The 25,613-nt window shown below is 35.5% G+C and carries 29 protein-coding genes; 3 read left to right on the top strand and 26 right to left on the bottom strand.

Annotated elements, in window-relative coordinates:
• Nucleotides 1-7: 7 nt before the first annotated feature.
• From ABC374_RS02440 to ABC374_RS02420, 5 genes are all read right to left on the bottom strand, one after another.
• Nucleotides 8-538: a PepSY domain-containing protein gene (locus ABC374_RS02440; protein ID WP_413015687.1), complete on the bottom strand. Its 531-nt coding sequence runs from the start codon at nt 536-538 to the stop codon at nt 8-10.
• 23 nt (nt 539-561) lie between these two features.
• Entirely contained in the window at nt 562-1,005 is a 444-nt protein-coding gene (locus tag ABC374_RS02435; RefSeq protein WP_413015685.1) for a GNAT family N-acetyltransferase, read from the bottom strand.
• A gap of 139 nt (nt 1,006-1,144) precedes the next feature.
• A complete protein-coding gene (locus ABC374_RS02430; protein ID WP_350302792.1) occupies nt 1,145-1,489 on the bottom strand; it encodes a DUF4181 domain-containing protein in 345 nt (114 codons plus the stop codon).
• A 430-nt stretch (nt 1,490-1,919) separates the two neighbouring features.
• A complete protein-coding gene (locus ABC374_RS02425) occupies nt 1,920-2,528 on the bottom strand; it encodes a DUF3885 domain-containing protein (protein ID WP_413020242.1) in 609 nt (202 codons plus the stop codon).
• Nucleotides 2,529-2,915: 387 nt separating this feature from the next.
• Nucleotides 2,916-4,601: a methyl-accepting chemotaxis protein gene (locus tag ABC374_RS02420; RefSeq protein WP_413015683.1), complete on the bottom strand. Its 1,686-nt coding sequence runs from the start codon at nt 4,599-4,601 to the stop codon at nt 2,916-2,918.
• 424 nt (nt 4,602-5,025) lie between these two features.
• Here ABC374_RS02420 and ABC374_RS02415 point away from each other — a divergent pair, with 424 nt between their 5' ends.
• A complete protein-coding gene (locus ABC374_RS02415) occupies nt 5,026-6,021 on the top strand; it encodes a zinc-dependent alcohol dehydrogenase family protein (RefSeq protein WP_413015681.1) in 996 nt (331 codons plus the stop codon).
• A gap of 343 nt (nt 6,022-6,364) precedes the next feature.
• On the opposite strand, the gene ABC374_RS02410 is transcribed toward ABC374_RS02415, so the two are convergent.
• From ABC374_RS02410 to bla, 12 genes are all read right to left on the bottom strand, one after another.
• Entirely contained in the window at nt 6,365-6,979 is a 615-nt protein-coding gene (locus tag ABC374_RS02410; protein ID WP_413015679.1) for a hypothetical protein, read from the bottom strand.
• 371 nt (nt 6,980-7,350) lie between these two features.
• Nucleotides 7,351-8,148, bottom strand: a complete 798-nt coding sequence (locus ABC374_RS02405) for a fumarylacetoacetate hydrolase family protein (RefSeq protein ID WP_101226022.1) — start codon at nt 8,146-8,148, stop codon at nt 7,351-7,353.
• A 517-nt stretch (nt 8,149-8,665) separates the two neighbouring features.
• Nucleotides 8,666-9,022, bottom strand: coding sequence for a DUF4272 domain-containing protein (locus tag ABC374_RS02400; protein ID WP_413020240.1), 357 nt, complete (start codon nt 9,020-9,022; stop codon nt 8,666-8,668).
• Nucleotides 9,023-9,071: 49 nt separating this feature from the next.
• On the bottom strand, nt 9,072-9,272 hold the full coding sequence (locus tag ABC374_RS02395) for a DUF4272 domain-containing protein (RefSeq protein WP_413015677.1): 201 nt from the start codon (nt 9,270-9,272) through the stop codon (nt 9,072-9,074).
• A 279-nt stretch (nt 9,273-9,551) separates the two neighbouring features.
• Nucleotides 9,552-9,761, bottom strand: a complete 210-nt coding sequence (locus ABC374_RS02390) for a hypothetical protein (RefSeq protein WP_063235826.1) — start codon at nt 9,759-9,761, stop codon at nt 9,552-9,554.
• Nucleotides 9,762-9,991: 230 nt separating this feature from the next.
• A complete protein-coding gene (locus ABC374_RS02385) occupies nt 9,992-10,870 on the bottom strand; it encodes a CPBP family intramembrane glutamic endopeptidase (RefSeq protein WP_413015675.1) in 879 nt (292 codons plus the stop codon).
• Between the two features lie 197 nt (nt 10,871-11,067).
• Nucleotides 11,068-11,454, bottom strand: coding sequence for a DUF192 domain-containing protein (locus ABC374_RS02380; RefSeq protein WP_413015673.1), 387 nt, complete (start codon nt 11,452-11,454; stop codon nt 11,068-11,070).
• 469 nt (nt 11,455-11,923) lie between these two features.
• Nucleotides 11,924-12,493 carry a dihydrofolate reductase family protein gene (locus ABC374_RS02375; protein ID WP_413015671.1) on the bottom strand — a complete coding sequence of 190 codons (570 nt, stop codon included), beginning with the start codon at nt 12,491-12,493 and terminating at the stop codon, nt 11,924-11,926.
• A gap of 74 nt (nt 12,494-12,567) precedes the next feature.
• Nucleotides 12,568-12,801 (bottom strand): cyclase, encoded by a 234-nt coding sequence (locus ABC374_RS02370; protein ID WP_413015669.1) that lies wholly within the window; start codon nt 12,799-12,801, stop codon nt 12,568-12,570.
• A gap of 334 nt (nt 12,802-13,135) precedes the next feature.
• The gene (locus tag ABC374_RS02365) at nt 13,136-13,561 is read right to left on the bottom strand and encodes a hypothetical protein (protein WP_413015667.1); all 426 of its coding nucleotides are present in this window, start codon (nt 13,559-13,561) and stop codon (nt 13,136-13,138) included.
• A 145-nt stretch (nt 13,562-13,706) separates the two neighbouring features.
• The gene (locus ABC374_RS02360) at nt 13,707-14,108 is read right to left on the bottom strand and encodes a DUF6157 family protein (protein WP_413015665.1); all 402 of its coding nucleotides are present in this window, start codon (nt 14,106-14,108) and stop codon (nt 13,707-13,709) included.
• 238 nt (nt 14,109-14,346) lie between these two features.
• Complete coding sequence (gene bla / locus ABC374_RS02355) at nt 14,347-15,294, bottom strand: class A beta-lactamase (RefSeq protein WP_413015663.1); 948 nt, start codon at nt 15,292-15,294, stop codon at nt 14,347-14,349.
• A gap of 231 nt (nt 15,295-15,525) precedes the next feature.
• On the opposite strand from bla, the gene ABC374_RS02350 reads away from it, so the two are divergent.
• Nucleotides 15,526-17,337, top strand: coding sequence for a BlaR1 family beta-lactam sensor/signal transducer (locus tag ABC374_RS02350; protein ID WP_413015661.1), 1,812 nt, complete (start codon nt 15,526-15,528; stop codon nt 17,335-17,337).
• Complete coding sequence (gene blaI / locus ABC374_RS02345) at nt 17,318-17,698, top strand: penicillinase repressor BlaI (protein ID WP_350301360.1); 381 nt, start codon at nt 17,318-17,320, stop codon at nt 17,696-17,698. The genes ABC374_RS02350 and blaI overlap by 20 nt, the downstream gene beginning before the upstream one ends.
• Before the next feature lie 320 nt (nt 17,699-18,018).
• On the opposite strand, the gene ABC374_RS02340 is transcribed toward blaI, so the two are convergent.
• The 9 genes from ABC374_RS02340 to ABC374_RS02300 form a co-directional block, all read right to left on the bottom strand.
• Nucleotides 18,019-18,582 (bottom strand): MOSC domain-containing protein, encoded by a 564-nt coding sequence (locus ABC374_RS02340; RefSeq protein ID WP_413015659.1) that lies wholly within the window; start codon nt 18,580-18,582, stop codon nt 18,019-18,021.
• A gap of 173 nt (nt 18,583-18,755) precedes the next feature.
• Complete coding sequence (locus ABC374_RS02335) at nt 18,756-18,881, bottom strand: hypothetical protein (protein ID WP_350301358.1); 126 nt, start codon at nt 18,879-18,881, stop codon at nt 18,756-18,758.
• Between the two features lie 113 nt (nt 18,882-18,994).
• Nucleotides 18,995-19,633, bottom strand: a complete 639-nt coding sequence (locus tag ABC374_RS02330) for a hypothetical protein (RefSeq protein ID WP_413015657.1) — start codon at nt 19,631-19,633, stop codon at nt 18,995-18,997.
• Between the two features lie 95 nt (nt 19,634-19,728).
• Nucleotides 19,729-20,196 (bottom strand): flavodoxin, encoded by a 468-nt coding sequence (locus tag ABC374_RS02325; RefSeq protein WP_413015655.1) that lies wholly within the window; start codon nt 20,194-20,196, stop codon nt 19,729-19,731.
• 280 nt (nt 20,197-20,476) lie between these two features.
• Nucleotides 20,477-20,875, bottom strand: coding sequence for a hypothetical protein (locus ABC374_RS02320; RefSeq protein ID WP_413015653.1), 399 nt, complete (start codon nt 20,873-20,875; stop codon nt 20,477-20,479).
• A gap of 942 nt (nt 20,876-21,817) precedes the next feature.
• The gene (locus ABC374_RS02315) at nt 21,818-22,258 is read right to left on the bottom strand and encodes an SRPBCC family protein (protein WP_350301346.1); all 441 of its coding nucleotides are present in this window, start codon (nt 22,256-22,258) and stop codon (nt 21,818-21,820) included.
• 318 nt (nt 22,259-22,576) lie between these two features.
• Nucleotides 22,577-23,395, bottom strand: a complete 819-nt coding sequence (locus tag ABC374_RS02310; RefSeq protein ID WP_413015651.1) for an alpha/beta fold hydrolase — start codon at nt 23,393-23,395, stop codon at nt 22,577-22,579.
• Nucleotides 23,396-23,687: 292 nt separating this feature from the next.
• Nucleotides 23,688-24,428: a type I methionyl aminopeptidase gene (gene map, locus ABC374_RS02305; protein WP_413015648.1), complete on the bottom strand. Its 741-nt coding sequence runs from the start codon at nt 24,426-24,428 to the stop codon at nt 23,688-23,690.
• A gap of 316 nt (nt 24,429-24,744) precedes the next feature.
• A complete protein-coding gene (locus tag ABC374_RS02300; protein ID WP_413015646.1) occupies nt 24,745-25,503 on the bottom strand; it encodes a carbon-nitrogen hydrolase family protein in 759 nt (252 codons plus the stop codon).
• Between the last annotated feature and the right edge of the window lie 110 nt (nt 25,504-25,613).

Here is a 25,613-nt window from a genome sequence, read left to right as displayed (position 1 = left end):
CCTCAGATTAAGATTGCCTTTTATTCGCCATTAGACGCTTATAGAGAGGATACCCGAACATGTAATACCCGGAAAATGACAGCAGTATTAAGGATAAACCGGTCATTGTGAGGATACTGTATCTATACCAATCGCCAAAGAAGGATCCATCATGCAAAGTAATCAGGAAAGTCGAGTAATCTGGATTTGTGGATAACACTTTTCCCGTACTTACATCTATTTGAACACCTTGACCGTTATTAAAGCGAACCTGGTACACATTTGCACTTGGTCTATATTCAATTCTAAATATATCTTCAACCGAATCCGCACCTGGAAGATCCTGAGACGTAGCAATGGACACGACCTTCTCCATAGGTATCGCTTGATCTGGACTCGCCTCTTTCCCCGTCCTTAACTCATCAGCCACTCCGAGTGGCATCATATAAACAAGTACGAGGCCTGTGACTGCAATGAACATAAAAAAAACGGATAAAACCAATCCAGTCCATTTATGTATTTTTCGGCTTAATTGATACAACTTTACAGATTTCGACAATTCCATCACCCCTTGACTACTTTTCAAAATAAATTTTTCTTCATAACCACCCTATCTTCATTTACAACATAATCATTTTTCAGATAAAATGCTTCTGCATGACCGTCATTAGCCGTTAATAAATATAGACTTTTAATCTCTCTCTTCTGCAGTTCAGCTTCTAAAGATCGAAGCATTTTTGAGCCATGCCCTTTGCCTTGCATTTCATTATTCACACAAAGCTCTGCCAAATAATAAGTTAAACCTTGATAAGACACCTTACTATTTCCAGCAACAAAACCAACTGGATTGTGATCAACATGAAATAAAAAGCCAAGAAATTTAGGCGTATTCAATAAGTCGGAAAGTCTCTCTTTAGCCGTTTCATATGTCCATCTTTCATTCCATGGTTCACGATTAAAAACATTCAAGTAGAGTTCGATACATAGCTCCAAATTCTCCGATGTCAGTGGTACCATTTCTGTCATATTCACGCTTCCCTTCTATTTTCATTAAAATTTTGTATATTAATCCAAATTATATCTTATCTTCGTTTAACTAACCTGTTCCTATAGGACCATAAGAAAAAGGCTTGCCGCAGCAACCCCTTTTTGAGAATAGATAGATTCAGTAAATAAAATAATCTATAAAATACATGATAACTAGAGCTAACAATATGTAAGTAAGTGTAATGACATATTGTTTTGAGGTTTTCAGGTACTTCCACTCCATAAACGACTGAAAACCAATTGATACAATTAAAAAGCATATCCAATACCACTTTATAACATTTCTGTTCTCTATTGCATAGGGAAGAGTACATAAAAAAATTAATAAGATTATACCTCTTCCCCATCGGTCAATATTCTTACCAGGAGTTTCTGATAACTTTTCTTTCCTTTCTACACCAAGCCATTTCGTTAGAAATTTATTTATAAAGAGAGCAAGAATAATAATAATGATAAAGAACATAATGAACACTAAGAATCCCAATTAAATTTTCCCCTTTTATTTACATTATATATATAGTTTACCACAAAATTATTTATATCTTATTCAAACAACCTTTCTCTTTAGCTGCATAAAAAAAGAGCTGCCTTCCAGACAGCTCCAGACTGAGACAAACTCGATAGTAATTGAGTTTGTCGACAGTTTCTTTATGGTTGTACAATTGGGATGTGGATTTCCATTCCAGGCACTCGCTTTCCGCGCGGGCGGTCAGCCCCCGGCTTGCGCCCGCGGGGTCTCCCTTAGACGCGCTTTTCCGCAGGAGTCGAACACCCGCTCCAATCAACTTTCTTTATCCTCTAGATAGAACTCCTTTTGTCTACAAACTCTGCCTTAAAGGCAGCTCTGACCTTTGGTAATGCACCGGATATTTTAACAAGGAGCCATCTTTTATTTATTTGAATACCTCATCTATTTCATTTCTGTCGTAATCTAATATCCAATCGTTGTATTTATCATAAACATCTCTTATTGTTTCGGGCGAAGTCGCCAATAAATCACAACCCCTATCATCATAAACGTGAAATATTGTTTTCCTGTTGATGTTTATAAAATAGACTCTATTAAAAATACTTGGCCTTATTCCCATATCTTGATTGCAGATTGCTTTTAGCATAGGAATGTATTTGAAGTCGGACGTTTTGCATTTTAAAGTAAATCTATGTGTTTTATATGTTCCTTCTTCATCATCGCCATGAAAAGTTGTCTTTTGGTTTAACCGGTATAAGATCGACTTCTCGTTAATATACCGAGAAAAAGTTTTTGATTTATGTTTAAAACCATCACCATAATCGATTACGTCAACTACGATATAAATATCATCGTTATGAGAATGCAAGGACTTGAATAAAGTGATGGCCCTTTTATATACTCCTTGTAAATATGGGCTATTTTCATAAGCATAATCACTGTCATAGTCCACACCTAATTTAAACCGGATACCAGTTTTCCAACTATAAAACAAGGGTGGACTAAGCTCTAAGTTTGGAAAATTCTCATTCATTAAATCGTCTAAAAGCATGTTTGCACCTCGTTAATTTCCTTCATTTTACCTTTCCATGTTAACATGCCCCTTTAGTGGCATAAAAAAGAGTTGCCAAAACAACTCCACAGACTGTAGACAAACTAGATGAAAATCGAGTTTGTCTACAGTTTCTTTATGGTTTGTACAATTTGGACGTGGATTTCCGCTCCAGGCACTTGCTTTCAAGCAGGCGGTCCGCCCGCGGTGTCTCCGTTAGATACGCTTTTCCCGAAGGAGTCTCGCATACCCGTTCCATAATGCTGTATCTCTGTTCTGATTAACTTTTTTGGCATGACAAATACCAGATAAATAGTTTCAAATGTAAAAAATGCCCCAAAACCTAATCGCTTGGGGGCATTTTTTTCGTTAAGCCTTGAAACGAGAAATCATCTCCTGCAATTCCTCCGCCAATCCGGTCAAGGAAATTGTTGCATTCGATACCTCCTCAATTGAGGCCAATTGCTGCTTACTGGCAGCAGCAGCTGTTTCAGTGCCAGCTAATGTTTCCTGCGACCCTTCAGCAATTATTTCAATGGTTTGCTGCAGTTCTTCAAAGCCATTCTTTATAAACTGGGTAGCTGCTGCCACTTCTTGAATCTGAGATGTTACCTGCTCAATTAAAATTAAAATTTCTTCAAAGTTTGTAACCGTTTCTTCTGAAAGCTTTATTCCAGAGTCCACATTATCTCTTACAATTTGAATATTATTAACGGTCTCGTTTGATTCATTTTGGATGGTTGAAACAAGCTTATGGATATTATTTGCAGATTGACTGGTTTGATCGGCTAATTTCCTAACCTCTTCTGCAACAACTGCGAATCCTTTGCCATGCTCCCCGGCTCTAGCAGCCTCAATTGCAGCGTTTAATGCAAGTAAATTCGTCTGACCTGAAATATCAGTAATTAGAGTGGAGATTTCTTTAATTTGTGTCGCGCTAAATACTAATGAGGTGACTCCTTTATCCGCCATGTCAACAGACAGATTGATGGATTTCATCTGCTCGAGCATTTCTTTTACCGAGCTTTCACCACTTTCAGCTTGCCCTCTCATATTTGATGAAACCTCTGCTACCTTTGATGTATTCGAAGCTACCAAAATGATGCTGTTTAGTGAATCGGTTACCGCCTTTAGACTGTTAACTGTTAACTGGCTTTGTTCAATATTGCTATGAGTTATCGCTTGCATCGTTTCCGAGATGTGATCCGATGTTACTATAGACTGTTCGGTACTGGCCGAAAGCTCTTCAGAAGCAGCTGCCACTTGTTCGGATGATATGCCAATTTGAGAAATCATTTGTCTAAGCGAGTCCACGAAGATATTAAACGATTTAGCCAGTTGACCAAATTCATTATTGCCTGTAACCTCCATATGCTTAGTTAAATCAGCATCACCTGTGGCTATTTCCTCTAGTTGGCGGTTTAACTTTCCAAGTGGCATTAGAATTGACCTTAATAGCAAAATACATAACGCGAGTCCAACTATCGATGAAGCAATTGCCAGGAAGAGAAAGGCTCCCCTACTAAAATCAGAATTGCGGTCATTTAACGATTGTATATTGGTAACATCGGCATTGAGAGATTCCACCAATTCATCTACTGATGGATCCAGCACTTCTTTCCTAAGAGTTCTTTCTTCTCCAAAGTGCAAGTTTTTAGCTCCTTCAGGATCTTCTTTATGAATGCTAATTACCTGCTGGTTCATTTCCCAAATATCATTAAAGTTTTCTTCTAGATTATTTATTTTCTCCCCGTAATTCTTTTCATTATTAAGATCCTTAATTCTTTCGATTTTCTTTTGTACATCATTTGCTTTTTCTTCCATCCCTTCGGCAAACTGTTTATCCCCAGTTATGATAAATGCCCTTTCATCATTTGATAAACCTGCCAGGCGATATTGAATTCCAATAACAGCCTTTTGAATTTCCATCTTATCCTGAAGTATAGAATTTCTTTCGGATAATGCATCTATTACATAAACAGCAAAGCTCCCCAGTATTAGAATAGTTCCAATAAGAATGGAAACTGTAGTTATCAACCTCGTTTTAATTTTCAATTGTTTACATCTCCTAAAAAGCTATAAATTTTTAACATTCACTCACCTTTTATATCGGAATTCCAGCTTATTTATGAAGATAAAAACCTTCTGTAACAATAAAAATAAAGCCGCCTATATGGCAGCTCACTCTTCAACTAATATAGATATTGCTTAAAACTGCACTTAAGTATTTGCTCCAACCTTCACGCTACCATCACTGATATATTAGTAATAAAAATCATATTAATATTTTAATGATTTAAGAGACTTCTCTTATATTCCCTTAAAAAAATGTGCTTAACTTTTAATTTTATAGTAGATAAAGTATCATTGATTTTACAAGTAAAGACTAAATATTCTTACTTTTCATGTTATTGCCTACGATCCTTAACATGCATAGGTAATGAGACATTCCCCATAAAAATAAATAGGAGTGACTAAAGTGAAAGCACAAATTATTCAATCATTTGGTGATCCATCCGTATTTCAGCTTGAAGAGATTTCAAAACCCGAATTAATACCTGGATATGTACTTATTCAAGTCAAGGCTTCAAGTGTAAATCCTATTGATACGAAAGTCCGTGCTGGTGCAGTTCCAGCCGTTGCCCCCGAGTTTCCAGCCGTTTTACATGGTGATGTTGCAGGATTGGTATCTGCAGTGGGTGAAGGAGTGACTGAGTATAAAGTTGGCGATGAAGTGTTTGGGTGTGCGGGTGGTTTTAAAGGGACTGGCGGTGCAATTGCGGAGTTTATGCTGGCAGATGCTGATTTACTTGCTCACAAGCCGAAAAGTTTGACGATGGAAGAAGCCGCAGCTTTACCACTAGTTGCCATTACCGCATGGGAAGCTTTATTTAATCGGGCAAATCTTGTCCCTGGACAAGATATACTGATCCATGCAGCAACCGGCGGTGTAGGACACATTGCCATTCAGCTAGCCAAATGGAAAGGCGCGACAGTCTATACAACTGCCTCTTCGCAAGAGAAACTGGAGATTGGCACGCGCCTTGGTGCAGATGTAACGATCAATTATCGAGAAGAAAGCGTACACGACTATGTACAAAAATATACAGCCGGAAAAGGATTTGACGTTGTGTTTGACACGGTAGGGGGTGAAAACCTTGATCGCTCTTTTGAAGCGGCTGCGGTACATGGAACGGTAGCAGCCATTGCTGCCCGCTCGACTCATGACCTCTCCCCAGTGCATTCAAAGGGACTTTCTCTACATGTTACCTTTATGTTGTTGAAGATATTAAATAAAGACATGCATAAGCAATATGGAGAAATTTTAAAGAAGGTTGCCAAGGTGGTTGAGGAAGGTAAGCTGCGCCCGCTTGTGGATCCAAACATGTTCACCTTTACTGAAGTCTCAAAAGCTCATGAGTACATGGAGTCAGGCAAGGCGATAGGAAAAATTGTTTTGAAAAATAATTGGTAATATTATTTTCCATGTTCATTTAAAAGCAGACGATACAGTGAGAATCTCTATAGATCCTTAAATTTCAAAGCCTATAATAAAACAAACCACAAAGAAGTTCAGGGCAGAAAATTCAAGGAAAATCTTTACTTACACGCTTACTAAGTGAATGGTCGGGCACTTTTGGTGCCCTTTTTACTGCACAATGGACTACTTTTTTGGAGAGTAGTCTTTGTCTTTTGATTTTACATTATCTACCTAAGAGAATGCTTTTTGTTTATCTCAAAAAATTTAAATTGAAATTCCTTCTGAAACGAACTTTCCCTGTTAGTTCCTTAAAAGGCTGCCTCAAGTTTAGCTCTTTTTATTTAAACAAAGTTTTTACCTTCGCACTCAATTTTTCAATTTCTTTAATCATTAGTTTCGGATATTCTCTAGATGCTGTGTCCTTTATCTCTTTTTCCTCAAACACTTTATAATCAATCAATGTATTCCAAAAGTGTTCTGCTCCATCTAAAATGGCTGTAAATAATTCTCTTTTTGGTAATATATCTTGTGCAAACACCTTAACAGGTTCCCAATCTCCCACTATAGAAAGTTCCAATGAATTGCTGTTTATGGAGATCAACTTCATAAGATATGGATCGATCCCATAAGGTATTTCAACGTTCTCACCGTTTAAAAATTTCTCTATTCCAACTATATAATCATCCCATAAATTTAACCCACTAGGAATATCATTTCCAATAACAATTTGATTATTAAACTGAATCATTATATGCATTTGAATATGCTCCGGAGTAAATTTATGATGATCAAAAACTTCTCTTAATCTTAAAGAGTCATCCAAGGATATATAACTCTCTTCACCTTCACTGATTTCAACTAGATATGTACTTATTGTAAACATCATTAAATTCCAATCATTATTAAATTTTATAGACATATAACAAGCCATGTTAGCAAAAAATATTTTCATAGATGCCATGCTTATGTATGATTACTACATTGACAAGACGGCCATTGACTGGCACTCCGTACTTATGCAGCTGTGACTCAACAAATTATCTTCCATTATATCCTTAATTAGCATAAAGAAAAAGCTGTCTTAAAGACAGCTTACAGACTGTAGACAAATTCGGTATTCATCGAGTTTCTCTATATTTTCTATGGCTTGTCATTGCGCCTGCGGGGTCTCCCCTGGACACGCTTTTCCCGCAGGAGTCTCGCACCTTTCGATCCAATCAACTTTGTTTTAAAATTCAGATAGAAACCACTTTGTGTACAAACTAAAAGCTGCCTTAAAGGCAGCTCTGATCTTTTTTAACGTATTAAGAATTCCAGCAAATCTTACTGGACACCATTACATAACCGACCGATATTCTCGACTTCAACAACGACTTCATCCCCCGACTTGATCGTGCAGCTGCCAGATGGTGAACCCGTGGCCAAAATGTCACCGGGCTCAAGTGTCATTACCTGTGAAAGCCAGCTGATTAGAAACGGAATGCTTAGAGACATTTCATTGGTATTTCCGTCTTGGACAACACGGCCGTTTAAAGTGGTCACAATCCTTAAATTTGTAGGATCTACCCCGGTAACGATGCACGGTCCCAAAGGTCCGAATGTATCAAATCCTTTGCCCCGCGTAAACTGTGGATCTTTTTTTGTAAGATCTCTTGCTGTGACGTCATTAAATATCGTGCACCCAAATACATAATCCAGCGCGTCTTCTTCTTTAATGTTTTTTCCGCGCTTTCCAATGACAAGGGCCACTTCCCCTTCAAGTTCCACTTGATTGGATAGCTCGTTTGGAGGAAGGATAATATTCTCCTTGTCTGCAATAAGCGAAGATAATGGCTTTAAAAATAGGAATGGTTCAACAAGGTTTGCCTCTCCACCCGTTTCCTTCGCATGACCTGCATATGTCCAGCCGAAATTAACCACTTTCGAAGGTTTTACAGGTTCCAAGATTTTCACGTCACTATATTTCAGCTCGACCCCGTCATACTTTATTTCCTTGTTGACAAGTTCAGCAAAACTGCTAGACAGTTGTAATATCATGTCATCCTCAACAATACCGTAATGTATTTTGCCCTGTTGATTCTGATAGCGAACTATTTTTTGTGTTTTTTGTAGCACATGCATTATGAATAAACTCCTTTGATGATTAAGATTACCACAGATAATATAAAATCCGGTTCTCCTATACTATAACATGCCTGTTCTTTTACGGGAAAAAAGAGCTCTCGTCACGACTCCATCTTCAACTAAACCGACCTTTAGTTCAATTAGAAATTATTTAACTATGTATTTTATGGAACCTACAATTTTTTTATAATTTTATCTGTGTATTGCCTTATATAGGCTGCAATAAATATATCGATTGGTAGCCCAGTAATACATTCCCCATGAAATGTTTACCACCCAAACTTGTATAATATTTTCTACACAAATCCATTCTATTACAATCAAAGACTTGGTGCTTATTGATTATCTCAAAATATCAAAACTTTTGTACTGGTAATTCGTCCCTTTTCAGCTAACCTGTCTTGTTAGTGCCATAAGAAAAAGGCTGCCCCAGCAACCTTCCTGCCTGTTAGATCAAGTAGGTAACTTCACATTTAACCCTGATATAGGAGCATAAAAGTATGTATTGCAGCTTTTATGTATCTGTACTTATTTCCTCCCATTCTTGATCCATATAATTTACTAGCCAATTAAGGGTGTAGTGCCTTTCATATACAACGCCTTCATCTAGAGATGATGGAACTTCCAAATGATTTATTTGGGCTTCTCGTACCGCCCAATGTGCCCTATAAATAAAATCAAGACTATCTAATATATCACTGGTTGGTTTTAAAGTGGATTCATCAAGCAACTCTTGTTTAGAATGAAGAGAAAAAACCGTCTCAAAAACATATTCAGCATTGCAAGTATCGACTGGAACATCTAAATCGGCTATTAGATTTAAAGACCAAAGCAGAAGCCAAATACATTCTAACTTCCACGAGTATTGGATCAGCTCATTGTGATTAGGATGTTTTTTCTTTAAAAACTTTTGTTCTTCTTTATGAATATTTTTCTGGCGGAGCCTCCATGGCTTTCGCTGAGACTATCGCTAATGAAATAATTCTATCTATAATCTCTTCCTTTGTTCTAAGGGAAACTTCTTCTTCATTTTCCGTTAAGGGTAAATGTTTATTTATTGGTACCTTTAGGGTCTTTAATATTTTTTCTGTTTGTTTTTTTCTCTTTTTCGAACTACTCATTCAGCACCTCACTATGAGCTGATCCCGCTTCTTTAAAATTATTATTAGGAAAGCTTTCCACAGACCGTCTTTTATTGTAACCTGCTACTCAACTTTCCCGGGCAATTAGTTGCATGAAGAAAAAGCTTCAGCTCCAATCTTCAGTTAAAGCACCCGTTAGTTCTAGAAGAATATTCTTCTAATTTCCCCTTTTAGTGAAATCCACTTTTATTTCCCAAAATAAAAATAGTGCCAACTTCTCTTTAATAGAAATTAGCACTTCGGTTTATTCACTATACGTTATCGTGCCGCTTTAGGCGGTTGGCACACATCACATTTACGTTGGTTATTATTTTTAAATTTCTTGAATGTTTTTTCAAAGTTGCTGCCACATGTACATTTAAATAGTAACTTTTGAGAAAAACCGTGATATTCCGTCGTCAGCAACTTACTTTCCGAATTGTTCTCAACAAATTCTTTAATTTTACCAATCGTCCATTGTTTATTCATTCTCTTACACCTCCATATTTTATCGCTATGCGGAGGCTTTTCTGGCATCCGTTCAGAAACAGTAATTATAGTAAGTTATTCATTATAACATGAGCTGGCACTCAATTAAACAGATGGATGTATCTTAATCTGCCCCGAAGTTGCAAAAAGAAAAAGCTGCCTTAAAGACAGCTCCGATTTTTCAGCTAAAGCACCCGTTCGTTCATTAAGAAACCCTGTATGGAATAAGTTCAAATTATCCATCCATTGAAAACCATACCCAAGTTGATAACAATATGAAAAACTATGGATGGATATATACTATCGGTCTTTAAAACTACGATTGCATAAAAAAGCCCCCCAATAGAAAAAAGTAAGCTTATTATTACAGGAATTCCAATTGATATATGCAGTAGCCCGAATCCGATACTGGTTATTACGACAGCATAAAAGGTGGAAACATTTCTTTTTAAACTAGATAACATAATACCTCTCCAAATTACTTCTTCAAGTGTAGCGTTTATGATGGCAAACAATATACCGAAAAGTAATACTGTTTTTAAATCGCTCATTTCTTGACTAAATAATGGTATAAGTATTGTGCTTGATACCATTAGCCCAATAAGTAAAAAATACGGTAATTTAATTGTATGAAACGGCATTTTGATACGCCTGTGCCAATCTGGTAATCGTGCAGAGAAAAATATCTTCTGCTTAGACAACATAAGTGAAATCACTGTTCCAATCATAATAAATATAAGTAAGCATCTGTTTATTATGATTTTCATTTCTTTGGGAATGTTCCATTCATTGATATAGATGCTTCCGAGTTGATACACCAATGTACCTAATAAGAAGAAAATAAACAAGGAAACTGATGAACGGTATTTATTAGTTGAAATGTAGAGAATAAGCAAGAATATGAGTGGCAATAATCCCCAAACAAACATCCTAAATGAAAAAAGAATAATACCTGCGAAAAATAAGATTGCCAAAAATAAGAGAAACATATTTGTCCGTGAGTGATTTATGCTAATCCCCCCTTTAAGAAAGCACAATTCAATCGTTTCAGCTAAACGTTCGGAATAACTGCTCTTTAGCTGAATAAGTCCTTGCATATACAATACCATATAAAGTAAATTCCCCCTCATGTTACTTAACACCACTCCTGTAAACTGCCCCGATAGCTGCATAAGAAAGAGCTGCCTTTAAGACAGCTCCGATCTTCACCTAACGCACCCGTAAGTTTTAGTACATTTCTTCACAATTTTTTTAGTAATATGAACTAAAAAATCACCTCACCAGAAAAACTAGAGGTGAGATCAATTCAATAAAACCTTACATAATCCCCTTCTTTAATTTGATTCTTTTCAAACCATCCAAGGTTCACTTCAACTGCATATTGATAAGGAATTTCTGGATCATAGGTAGGACATATATCTTCTTTACAAGGCTCCATATGAAGTATTTTTAGAATTTCCCCATCCCAATCAAGAAAAGCAATAGATAAAGGAATTAATGTGTTTTTCATCCAAAAGCCACCATATATTTTAACTGGATACACAAATAACATCCCCTCGTTTTCGGGTAAATTCCCAACAAACATTAAGCCCTTATCTCTTTTTCTTTGAGTATCTGCAACTTGAACCGTTAATCTAGTTTCCCTGTTTCCGCTGAGTATTTTTATCATTTTTGTTTTCATTCTATTTTTCATGTTCACTCACCTTAGAGTAGTATTATAAGCAGGAAAGAAATTTAAAAGAAGTTCATGAGATTGATAAAATCGTCTTTTCCCTTAATAATAAAAAGGAAGAAAGTTGAAGATAAAACGAAAACAAAAATAACTAAGGAAATCCCTTTTCACATCTAATACTTATTCTATGGTTTTAAATTTAATTCTTCGTTTTCAATAATCACAGCAACAATATATATGAAGATTTGTTCAACTGCCTCGTTTGTTGCATAAAAAAAAGGAGCTGTTGTACAGCTCCTGCTTAAGCCATTTTTGTTCTGCTTGGTGCAATTGTATAGCATACTAAAACCATTTTTCCCTCTCATCATCTAGAATGTCTAATATCGCTTGCACCATTAAAGCACCCGAATGTTGAAGAATTTACAACAATAACTATCAATTATTTCTTAATGATATTTATTGTATTTTATCCTTGGAATGTACAATATTATTAATTTTCATTCAAATGATAAATTAGTTGCACAACACCAGAGGAGAACGTTTTTGTATTAACCAATTTTAAATTCAACCTCTTTTTAATATCAATAAACAAAGGTTTTCCTTCTCCCAAAATAACAGGATGAACAGATAATCTAAATTCATCTACAAGCCCTAAATTGATAAATGTTGTAATAAGACTTGCTCCGCCATATAGCCAGATGTCTTTACCAGGCTTATTCTTTAATTTATTTACTTCTTCAACAATATTATCATTTATAAATATTGCTTTATTATCAGTCCCTTTTTGCGTTCTGGAAAACACGTATTTTTCTTTACTATGAACTATTTTCCAAAGTTCTTTTTCTGTATCGGCATCTTCAATTCCTGGAGTGTATTGTCCCCATAAATCGTAGCTTTTTCTTCCATATAAAATGGTATCGATTTGATTTAAAAAATTAATAAACCCCATCTCAGGGTCCATGATGCACCAATCAACTTCCCCTTTTTTCCCTTCTATAAAACCATCTAAAGTAACTGCCAAATCTAAAAGCATTCTTCTTGATCTTACGTTAATGGACATAATTCTTCCTCCCTTAATCATTTAAATATTGTTTGCTCCAATCCTCAGCTAACGCACTTGTTAGCTGAAGTCGATTACTTTTTAGAGTTCTCATCAACAGGTTTTCGTTTATGTTTTTCATTAATTATCTTTTTATTAAATATCTTAACTTCTCCAACCATTAGTAACCTCATATCCTCTACAATATACTGGGCTAACTCTTGGTCAGTGATGGCATCTCCATCAATATCAAGGCGGAATTCCTGCCCTTGTAGCCCACCGCCATTAGTAAACTCTATTTCAAAGTCAAATTGAACTCTTTTATCCATTTGAACCCTCCTAAAATATTGATTGATACTGCAATTGCATTGATAAATTACCCTTTTGGCAAAACAGGGCTTTTTACACCTTTTCACAGTTCTCAAAAGATATATTCTAGACGAAAAAGACAATTACCTTCTTCAACTATCCTGCCCCTTTAGTTCCATAAGAAAAAGCTGCCTTAAAGACAGCTCCGATCTTCAGCTAAAGCACCGTTTTTTAAGTGAATCCATTCAAATCTGCTATATACTCAAAAAGAGTCTTCCATTAGATATTTATTTATTTCAGAAACTTTTCATATAAAAAAGCTACCCATTAAAAGTGGGTAGCAAGTAATACAAGTTATTTGAAAACAATTTGTAGTTTTCCAGATACTCTTCCAGAAGAGTATCCATCTTTCACATCAACATAAAATTTACCTATTTTCATACCTGTGAATAATGTCTTTCCACCTGCTAAGCTATGATAGCCTGTGCACTTTCCAGTACTAGCATTGCAGAGACGAGACCATACGTTACTATAATTAGTCAATAACTTACTTCCAGAAGAGGTCTTTAAATAGATTGGGGAAACCAGTTCTACCTGTAAGTCACTACCTCTGTTAGGGTTTCCAATTTCACCATCCCATTTTCCATCTTCTGTTTGAAAAGAATACTGAGGAACACTTGCTTGAGCAGAAGAATTACCTAATACCATTCCACCTACCAGAACTAACACAAAGGTACTTAAGATTGAAAATAAGTTTTTTATGTTATTTCCTCCTCCCATCTTTATCCACTTTATAATATCAGAATAAACTGATTATTAAAATGATTAAAAATGACTATAGCTTCTTAGCTTCAAACATCATTTGGTTGCGTCATCTTCATCGTTTTACAGTTCTAGTCACTACGTTTGTTGAACTATCCTGCATTTATTTTCTTTTGGAGCGCATACCTTTAAGTTTTGTAATGTCAGCTTGCTTAAGCAATTGGTTATACTTTTCACTGTTAACATCATATATGGCAATTTTCCCTTGATTATTATAATGAATTCCCCAACCATAATTTTTCACTAAAGGAGAAGCCCTGAAGCAAGCCTTGGATTTTGAAAAGAACTGTTCTCGAAATTCAGCTGCATTTTCCGCTTCCATTTGATTTTTAATTAAATATGTTTTGAATTGGACGTCTTCTTGTGTAAATTTATAGGGGTTATTGTTAATTAAATCATGCTCGATATAAGCAATGGTGGTTTTACCGTTTTTGATGACAGGTACCTTTGCTGAAGAAACTTTTGAATCATCTGAAATGGTAATAAGTGTGTTCTTATAACTCATATAACAACCTCCTTAGTCTACATACCATATCATACCATTATTTCCCTCCGCTATCCTGCCCCTTTAGCTCTATAAAAAAAGCGTCGCTTCGTTATTGAAGGATCGCACATGTCTTCATATTAATACAGTTGATGAAAGGCTTTCGTTCATTAAAGGGAGTTGAAGAAGGCCAATCATTATAGGAATTAATCTACTAAAAAAGGCTACTTAACGTAACCTTTTTTAGTACAATCATTTTCTATTTAACTTTGACTTTAAGGGCCTTAATTACTTCTTCTGTTGCCTCAGCAATAAGCTCGTCGTTATAATCAGCCTCTTTTTTATCACGACTTGAAAGTACAGCAAGAACAATAGGGTCTCCTTTTGATGGCCAAATGATCGCAATGTCATTTCGCGTACCATATGATCCTGCTCCAGTCTTATCAGCCACTACCCAACCTTTCGGCACTCCAGCACGAATTAACGCATCTCCAGTAGTATTTCTTTTCATCCAATCTATTAAAAGTTCACGTTTCTCAGTTGGAAGTGTATCTCCCAATGTAAAAGCCTGAAGACTAGTAGCAAGTGCTATTGGTGTACTCGTATCATGCGTTTCACCAGGATTAACTACATTTAAATCTGGCTCAATTCGCTCAGGGTTGGTAACATTATCTCCAATTCCCTCCAGTTCTTTTTTAAATCCAGCCGGTCCCCCCAATTGTTCAAGGATAAGGTTTCCAGCAGTATTGTCACTGTATCGAAGCGAAGCATCAGAAAGCTCCTTAAGAGTCATCCCCGTATCAACATGCTTTTCTGTAATCGGATTATAATTAACAAGATCCTCACTTGTATAGGTAATTCTTTGATTAAGGTCTTCTATTGATTTCTGTTGTAAAAGTGCTCCTACAGCCAGAGCCTTATGAGTAGATGTATAAGCAAATCGTTCGTTCTCATGAAATTTCACGGTTTCTTTCGTTCCTGTATCAATGGCATAGACCCCAAGCTTTGCATCATATTCCTTCTCAAGTTGTTCAAATTTCTTGATTGTGGTTTCTTTTGCCGTAATATTCTCCGACGTTTGGTTAGTTCCCCCGGTTTGTTCTGTTTCCGATTGTTGTACAACCTGTTTTTTCTCATCTGAGCAGCCTGCAACCATAAGCACCAAGCCTATTGGTGCCAGTATTTGATAAAACCATCTTTTGTTCATAATGTTAACCTCCTAATTATTTGATTAGACTCTTATGTACGAATTGAAAAAACAACCTCATGCAAGGAGTTTTAACAGATTACGTTTGTAGTCTGATTACATCTGTAGTATAGTATTACATATGTAATCAAACAAAGTCAATTCTTTATTTTTTTACCATCAAGCCACTATAAATTTGCTAAATTCCTATTTTTTAAAATTTAAAAGTCAAGAGAGGTGGTATTGAAGGACATGTTTTTAACCTACTTTATAATAAGTCTTTTGGTGTCTTCATTTTCCGTTACTGTTATCCTCCTTATACGAAAATGGTTTGGAAGACAATTAACAGCAAAATGGCACTATCATTTGTGGATGTTTCTTTTTATCGCTTTAGCACTTCCATTCATACCTACTGATTTATATAATTTTAGTTCTCTCTTTAGCAGCGGGGATATAAATCAGATTAATGTACCCAGCTCTAATATGAAAAAAACTGGGACTGATATGATGCAGGGCCTACACCTCATACAAGACTTTTCTGTATCGGTCAATCGGCCGGACCTGTCCTTACTTAATAGGGGAGTGATGGGTTTATGGATGTCAGGGATGCTTTTATTTACCTTTACTATGGTTCGTGGATGGCTCACAATCAGAAGGATAAAGAATTATTCTTCTCCGTTTTCCAATCAAGAAGTTCTCGTGCTTTTCGAAGAATGCAAGAAAAGACTACAGATAAAAAAACCAATAGAGATTGTTATTTCGAATAGAGTCCAATCTCCAATGATATTCGGGCTTTTTCAAACATATATCGTCTTACCTTCTCAGCATGAAAACTGGCTTAGCTTGAAAAATTACGAGTATATCTTTCTTCATGAACTGAATCACTATAAAAACAAGGATTTGCTGACAAATTACGTGATATTGTTCTATCAAATCATTTATTGGTTTAATCCCCTTGTTTGGCTTGCTTTTAGAGAAATGAGATTGGATCGGGAAATCGCATGTGATACATCTGTTTTACAGTTACTAGATGATCATTCTATTAGTGAATATGGAAATACTATCATTAATTTTTTGGATCTTTCAAAACGGTCAAGTAATCTACAGTTGGTGACACAATTAAACGGTTCGAAACTTCAAATCAAAAAACGAATTGAACAAATTTCTGCCTATAAGCATTCCGCAAAAAAATCATTAAGAAAAAGCGTCTTCATTTATGTGTTGGCCAGTATCATTTTGACAATCCAATTACCTTTCGTTTCCGCATTTGCGACGGAAAACGACCGATACTATTTTAAAAATGACGGAGTAGTTTATGAGGATTTACATCAATTCTTTAAAGGGTATGAAGGAAGCTTTGTTTTATATGATCATAACGCACAGCAATATCGCATTTATAATGAAGAGAAAAGCACTTTGCGGGTATCACCTGATTCCACTTACAAAATCTATAGTGCCTTATTTGCTCTAGAATCAAATGTGATATCAACCGAAGAATCCAAACTTTCATGGGATGGGACGGAGCAACCCTATGAAGCTTGGAATATGGATCAGGATGTCTCATCTGCTTTACAAAAATCTGTAAACTGGTATTTCCAAGAATTAGATCGTCGAACAGGATTTGAAACAATTCAATCCAATCTACAAGAGATAAACTATGGAAATTCCGATGTATCTGGGGAATTTAGTGAATTCTGGAACGAGTCCTCATTAAAAATTTCTCCAGTCGAGCAAGTCCAACTGCTGCAAGCCTTTTATAACAATCAATTTGGATATAAGGAAAGGCATATCCAAGCTGTGAAGGAAGCACTACTCTTAGAAAAGCATGAAGAAGCTCGCCTATCAGGAAAAACAGGTACAGGAGCAGTGAATGGAAAAAACATCAATGGTTGGTTTATCGGGTATGTAGAGACGAAGAACAATACTTATTTCTTTGCTACCAATATACAAAATGAAGATGATTCATCTGGAAGCAAAGCGGGAGAAATCACTTTATCAATTTTAAAAGATTTAGGAATCTATAATGAAAATGAAGGGGAGAAATATGGAGAAAAACATTCCTAGTATATCAGAATCAGAATGGGAAATCATGAACGTACTTTGGGATAAAGCCCCTCAAACAGCGAATGACATCATACTTTCCTTACAGGAAAGTACCGATTGGAAACCGAAAACCATACGTACCCTTCTCGATCGATTGGTTCAAAAAGATGTGGTAGGTGTCAATAAAGATCTAAGAGTTTACACCTTTTACCCGCTCTATACACAGGAAGAGTGCCAGCGTGCCGAGACCGAATCATTTATCAAACGTATCTATGGAGGGACCATGAAATCCATGCTTGTCCAATTCATTCACGAAGATACCCTATCTGATGATGATATCAATGAACTGCGCACTATTTTAAATAAAAAACCCAAAAAGTAATCCTATTAAAAAAGTCGATTTGGAATTTTTCCAAATCGCTTTTTTCTGTCGAAATCAAAATAGCGGGGGACATATTTCTCAAGTAATTATCACTTTCTTACTAGATTAAAAAGGAATAGCTTTATTCTCTGTAAATACTACGCCTGTTAGTCATATAATAATAAAACAAGTGTAGAGTTACACACGAAATGAGCCATTACTGTGAAGGATATATTTATTCAATTAAACTGCCCCTATAGTTCCATAATAAAAAGGCTGCTGCCTCCTTTAGCAACCCCCTATTTGTTTTATGTAAAATAAAAACAGTTCAATTGAAAATATTAAACCCTCTCTAGTGGTGTATGAGGTAACGGTGGTAATTGAATTCTAACCTGGTCTCCAGGGTGAACCTCACCACTTTCCAAAACTATGCTCATGATTCCTGCTTTACGTATCAAGTTCCCATGCTGATCCCGATCCAAAACAGCGTTCATAAGTCCTGATTTAAATTGATCAATCTGGGCACATGGATTTCGTACACCTGTTACTTTAATAACTGCTGTTTCCCCAATAAATAGTAACGAATCCTTCGGTAATTCAAGCAGATCAATACCTTTTGTGGTAATATTTTCACCCATTTGTCCAGCTGTAACATTAAACCTGTCTTTCAATTCATCTAATAATTCTGAGTGGATAAGGTGAACTTGCCGCAGGTTAGGTTGATTTGGGTTCTTCGCTACACGTGAACGATGCTTAACGGTTTTACCTGAATGGGCATCTCCTTCAACGCCCAAACCCTTCAACAGATTTATACTATTACAATTTTCCTTGCTGAATGTGTGTTTATCACTTTTACTTACAGCTATTACTACTCCGCTAGCCGAGACGATACTTTCGTCATTCATTTTCTTTCAACTCCCCCCAATACTTATATTTGATATCTTTATTCAACTATCCTGCCAAGAAAGATCAAAAAAGAAAAAGGCTGCCTTAGCAACCTCCCTTTGTAAGCTCAATTAGAATCTTATTTAAGCTTCTACTTTTTGCATCAATTATCTGTTGAATAATTTCTATGCTTTTAAGACCCTATGGACGAAGTGTTCTTCCTGTTCCTTGTTCGTGAACTTTTTTCTGGCTTTATTTGAAAACCATCATTAACAAGAGTGCTTGTATCATTTTCTTCGGCACCAATCTTATAATCCATCCTCATACGCACCCTTTATATACTAAGAAATAGTATTGGAGCGACCTTGATCTGTATGTATGCTTTTGTTCCATAACCTGTTATAAATCGAGGTTTTCTGAACATATACAAAATTATTGAAAATTAACAGTTTCTTGGTTTATCTTACTACCGTCATAACACCTATTTTGATAAGAGCAGCTTTTGCAAACCAGTAAAGAATTCGTTTTCAAATACTTTTTGGGTTCTTGTAAAAGATTCTTGATTATGTTGAGGTATTCCAATCCATTCGAAACATCATTCATGGTTGGAATATATGTTTCGATTTTGCCTTCCATAAGCGAGAATATCTCTATTCTTTCCGGTAATTGACCAAATGCCTTTTCACAAAATACCGAAATCATATTAGTAAATAATAAGTTCATTTCTTCGTGTGTATCAACTACATATTTTTTTATGATGTATGAGCTGCTTGACCATTCTGCTACTTCAAAAGTCAAGGAGAGTTCGGTCCCCAACTCCTCAATATTGATGTTAAACTTTTCATATAAAAATAAAGGGGGATATTGAATTTTTTTGGAAGTTAAAAATTGGAGTAAATGGTCAGTTATATTAGCAAGAGCCATATAATAATGACTCCTTGACTCGAACTGACGTACATCAATGGCACTCCAATGATCATCTATGAACTCCATAACTTTCTTAGTTGTCTGACATATTGGAGGCAGTTTATAATAGCGACTTACAACTTGATTAACCACAGCTTGAACCATTTTCCTCCAATCCAATTGAGTTGTGATTTTTCCTTCTATATGATAAAAGTAAAATTGATAAGGACATCTTATAAAATCTTGTAAATGGTAATCAGTTAAAGTAATATTGAAGAGACAAGACTTTTCTTTATAAAATCCTTCCCGAAATTTTGGCAGTTTTTGATATCCTCATCATCTGGGTTTAATTCTACTTTTAACCCTTCTAGGACGATATCAGCACCCTGTTCCCTTAATTTTTCGGTCAAAATATCTACGGCCGCACCATATTGTGAGTAAGATGAATCGCAGGAACCAAACACCGCAGCTTTCTTTCCAGTTAGATCAATATGATCCATTTCCTCATAAAAGTCTAAAAAATCATCCGGTAATTCTCCGTCTCCCCACGTATATGCACCTAATAAGATACCATCGTACTCTCCAAGTATGGAGGCTTCAGGACCTTCCATTATATCTATCTTTTCGATATTCACATCACTGATTTCTGTGATTCCTTCTATAATGATATCCGCCATTTCTTCTGTATTTCCACTCATACTGGCAAAAATCATAATGATTTTAGACATGATAAGTTCCCCTTCCAACACTGATGATTATTAGTGAAAATTTAACTTACTTAGCAGCATTATCACCTTTAATTAAACTTTGGTGAAATTGAATTTCCAGACATTTAAACAAAAAAGATAGGTATCGATGTTTTTTGTTTTTTCCTAAAAAATGATTAATCTTAATTAACAAACTTACACGGGAATCATGTCTATGTATCGCTCACACCACAAAAAGGGCATGAAATATAAAAGTCAATTGCATCTTTATTTAATATGTTCATAAAATTGTCGTGTTTTCCTAAAAAGCATGTAAATCTCCAGTGTTAATTTTATTCTTTAATTTCTGTACGTTACTCAGTTCATCTGCAAATGAAAAAAACGACTGCCTATCATGTGCATCGAGTGCTTCGTTTATTTTAAAGCTTAAATGGTTAATTTTTAGATTCAAATCCAAAATGGAGCAAATGCTTCCCTTGGAATACAGTTCCTCAATATCTTCCACATGCATAAAAAACTGAAACTCGTTGTTGATATCTATTAAAAAGTGCCATCCTAAACAATCAACATACTTCCGCTCGTTTGTAATTGTCCAAACATCACCTTGAAGGAACTCAATCATATGTTGGTGCTTTTGCCCAGGACAGCAGCAGCTTACTTCACGCTGAAATTGTTCTAATATTATAAAATTTTTATCCACAGATGTTCCTCCTCCACTCATATTCAGTATTTATTGAATTTTATTTGTTATCGCTAACATAGTCAGTTGACTGTAAGGTTGACCTATTTTCATTTTTCTTCCTGAATTTTTATTGACAGGAATCAGGAACTTTTAAGAGTTTTAAATGAAAATGATTATCAATATCAATATTACTTTATATAATAATGATAATGATTATCAATGTCAATCAGTTTTTAGCCATATAAGTTATATAATCGATCCGTCAGTAAAAGCATCTTTCTGAAATATTCTATTAAGCTCGTAAATAATGTTCTCTAATAATCAGTTTATATTTTGGCTTAAAATCAATTTCTATTGTTTGTTGGGAATCGTCATACAGAACCGTTAAAAGTACACTTGAAAGTTCTCTTTTGTCTGCTGTAATCTCAAACTTGTTAACTCGTTTTAAATTCAAGATTGATAAAACTTTATTTGAATTCATTTGGGTTACTTGTATTTTTACTTCACCGTAAGATGGAGAAAGTGTAACAATAAAGTCTTCCTCTCCATTGGAAAATTGATATGTTGCTTTATTATAGTAAAATGGTAAATCTTTCTAGGTTCACACTCAAACAACGAAAGAAAGTCGTTTGCTTCCGGGAATACATTCATTCACCATCAACACCTTTCAACACCCTATTTTATTATTTCCTGTTGAGCAAACCTGCCCCGTTAGTGCCATAAGAAAAGAGCTGCCTTAAAGACAGCTCAGATCTACAGCTAACACACCTGTTAGTTCATTAAGAAAAGCGATTCTGGAATATTGAAAAAAAGAGGCTATCCTTTTTGGACAGCCCCCTTTCCGCTAATTATAAAATTTCTAGTAGAGCTCGATATCATTATATTGGTCACTTCAGAATGTTACCATCAATACTTCAGTGAAGGTATCTCCAAAATGAATTGGCTTTCAATCTTTGAAAACTATGAGAATACTGCAATTTTACGTGCGATAGATTCTGTTAAACGAGATGCTACTTTTGGAACAGCCCATTTAATAATTGGTGTTAACACCGCACCAGATAATCCGCCTGCATGGATTTCCACCGTACAAGTCATTATTGTTTTTCCATTAACATCTTCTGCAGTAAAGTGACCGCTTCCTGTAAAATTATCTGATAAACCTTTTAGTTCAAACTTAATATTTGAAGGTTCATTCCATTCTGTAATATCTACCTGCGCTTGTATTGTTTTTTTAATACCTTTCACACGACCTTCAAATGTCCAAATAGATTGCTTGTCATTTATGATTTCATGCTCTTTATAGGCTGGTACTGTCGTTGCCCATTTTTCGAGATCACTGACATAATCCCAAACTGCTTGTACATCTACTGGAACTACTACAGTATGCGTTCCCGTTGCCATTATGTTCCCCACCTTCACTATGTATGAATTGTAACTTTACATTTCTACAAATAATTATTACATAAAAAGCATAAACTTACATCACTAATTATACAAATATTTCCTTCTTCCAATCCTCCACAATCCGGCCCTTTAATGGAATAACAGGACTGACGTTTTTAAACGACTTTAATGTCACTTAACAGTATTCCTTATGGAACTATCCTGCCCCTTTAGTTGCATAAGAAAAAAGAGCTACCAAAGCAACTCCCTTATTGAAGTAAAGCACCCGTTAGTTTAAGTCCAATATTTCACAAACTTCACTTACTACGTTAAGTATTAGTTTTGGAACTCTTCAATTCTATCCAACCACTCATTTAATAGATTGCTAAAAAGTTGTGGTTGTTCAATTTGTAAATTGTGGCCTGCTATATCCAACACAGCAAATGTTCCTCGCGGATACTTGTTTACTAAGTCAAGAGCATCTTTATATCCAACCGAAGAATCTTGTCTACCTAACAGGAATACACTGGGTTTAATAAAATCAGACTGGTCAATCTTAAAAGAAAACCCATATTTATTCTTAACCTTATTTAGAAACTTTTCATCTCCAATTTTACAACCACTTAGAATTTCTTTGTTGTACCTTACCCAAGTGTACTCATCAAGTACAATGTTGTTATTTCTAAAATCTTCTAATTCACCCTTTGATAAATTTCCAATAAATTTTTCATCCGTTTTCATTATTTTATGTTTCTCAACTGTTCTATTTTCTGGAAGAGGAATAATAAGAGGGCATATAAATGCTGCACCGAGTATTTGTTCTTGATGCTTTTCAATAATGCCCCTAGCTATATAGCCACCGTAAGATTCCCCAGCAATTACGTACTCTTGGTTAGGAATTACAGCTTGAATAAAATCTAAAACAGCATTCAACATTTCATCAGAACAGCATATTTCGTTATATTCTTTTGTTAATCCCATTCCAGGTAGGTCAATATAAATACGTCGCCACCCCTCCCTATTAGTAAATATAGGTTCCATACAACCACTCATTAATCGATGGTCCGGAGAATAACCGTGTATCATTAAAATTGGTATACCTTCCCCTAAATCTTCATAATATATTTCAGCTTGGCGAACTTTGCAATATGCCATTTTAATCCTTCTTTCTATAAAATCATTTTAACTAACAGTACCTATTCTCTTTTTGTTTCTTCATTCCTTCTTCAACTAAACTGCCCCGATAGTTCCATAAGAAAAAGAGCTGCCAAAGCAACTCCTTTATTTGAGTAGGTTGATGTGGGATACACCAATCGAATCCTTCTTTTTTTAGATGCGAGTAACATTTTTTAAAATTGTTACGAATTTATATGTTACTCAATTTAAGTTTCCTACAAGGTAAGCGAACTACTTATATTAATACGAGTCTTTTCCGTCTATGCTTGAATTAAAGCGTGACAATAATCGGACCATTTTTAGTAAGGATAATCGTATGTTCCATTTGGGCTACATAGCTTTTTTCTGTAGCATAGGTCCAACCGTCTTCTTTTTGAAATACTTCCTCTTCAAAGGTTGAGATAAATGGTTCGAATGCGATAACCATCCCTTCCTTTAATATTTCATTATCCCATGGATCATAATAATTACAAATATGGTCAGGTGCTTCGTGTATTCTACGTCCCACACCATGTCCTGTAAGGTTTTTGATAACAGTGAATCCATGCTGTCTCGCTGTTTCGAATACTGCTTTTCCGATTCTACTTTTTTTAGAACCGGGTTTTGCTTTCTTAAGACCTGCTTCAAATGCCTTTTTAGCAACGTCACATATTTTCGTTAATACTTCTTCTCCTTCTCCTACTACAAAAGAGATTCCTGTATCTGCGAAATAACCGTTCTTTGAAGCAGATACATCTATATTTACTAGATCCCCTTCATGAATAATCCGATGACCCGGAATACCATGTGCCACTTCTTCATTAAGACTAATGCAAGTATAGCCAGGAAAATCATATTCACCTTTTGGAGCTGAAACTGCACCTGCTTTTTCTAAAAGTTCTCCGGCGATATCATCAAGTTCTTTGGTAGTTATGCCAGGAATTGTTCTTTGTACCAATTCATCTCTAATGGAGGCAATAATTTTGCCAATTTCCTTCAAACCATTAAAATCTTCTTCTGTTTTTGCAATCATTTTATTCCTACCTCATTATCTTTTATCATATAAACTATATAAGTATTAATTGTACCTTTATTTTCTCGAAAAATAAAAGTAATGTAAATAATTTGGTACAATACCCCTCAGCTGAATTTTTCTTAGATTAAGAAATAGACTACAAAAAGGATCTAGTACATATGACTATACTATTAATTGGATTTAACTTCCACTTTTCTTATAGAGCTAACCTGCCCCTTTAGTCCATAAGAAAAAAGAGCTGCCAAAGCAACTCCCTTAAAGAACTAACGCACCCTTTAATTCAACAAGAGTGTAGTATATTAGTATGTACTCATTATATGTAATCAATAACGAAATGAGGGGATATTAATTCCATGCTTTGTAAATCCCATTCAAAAGTAAGGATGGCTGATTGTTTTGATTTATGTGTTAAAAGGCGTACTCCATTTTTTATGATCATGCTTTCTGCATCCCAAAAACGGACAGTTTCGTCTTCTCCAGTACGATTACAGACAAATACGGGCAGTCCTGTTTCTAATGACCTTTGTTCCCATTCTCCCTCTGGACCGTGTAATCCGGGACCCCAGGAAGACGGTGCAATTAATATTTCTGCTCCTTTTTCAAATAAGTTGTAAGCAATATCTTTGGGATAGGCGTCTGCACAAATCATAATACCAACCTCAACATTGTCTGTTTTTATTGGCTCTATTACATCCCCTGATGCTGACCAATCATCAATAACACTTATTTTTCTCTGTTTGCCTAATAAATGACCTTGTTTATCTATGACAAACACAGAATTATACAACTCTCCGTTACTGCCTTTTTCAGGGCAACCCAAAAATACAGTGCTTTTCAAATTCTTTAGTTTACGGCTCAAATTACTCATCCAGACATCAGGTTGCCGGTTAATCCATCCAGTCCCAATCTTATGATTGAATTGAAGTCCGCTGACACATAGTTCGGGTGTTATAATCCATTCGGCATTATTATTTGATGCTATATGAATGGCTTGTTCAATTAGTTTTTGGTTATACTCCACATCACCAGCGATTGGCAATAGGTGTAATAAAGCTATTTTTATTTTTCCCATAGTGATCTCCCAAACATCAACTTTGCTTGTATAATTGTAGCATGACATTGAATTGCTTGTTCAACTATCCTGCCCCTTTAGTTCCTTAAGAAAAAAGATTGCCGCAGCAA

The sequence above is a fragment of the Peribacillus phoenicis genome (assembly GCF_047238085.1).
In the GTDB taxonomy this organism is placed as follows: domain Bacteria; phylum Bacillota; class Bacilli; order Bacillales; family DSM-1321; genus Peribacillus.
The sequence above is the reverse complement of the archived record's forward strand: the minus strand, read 5'-3'. Positions and strand labels throughout refer to the sequence as shown.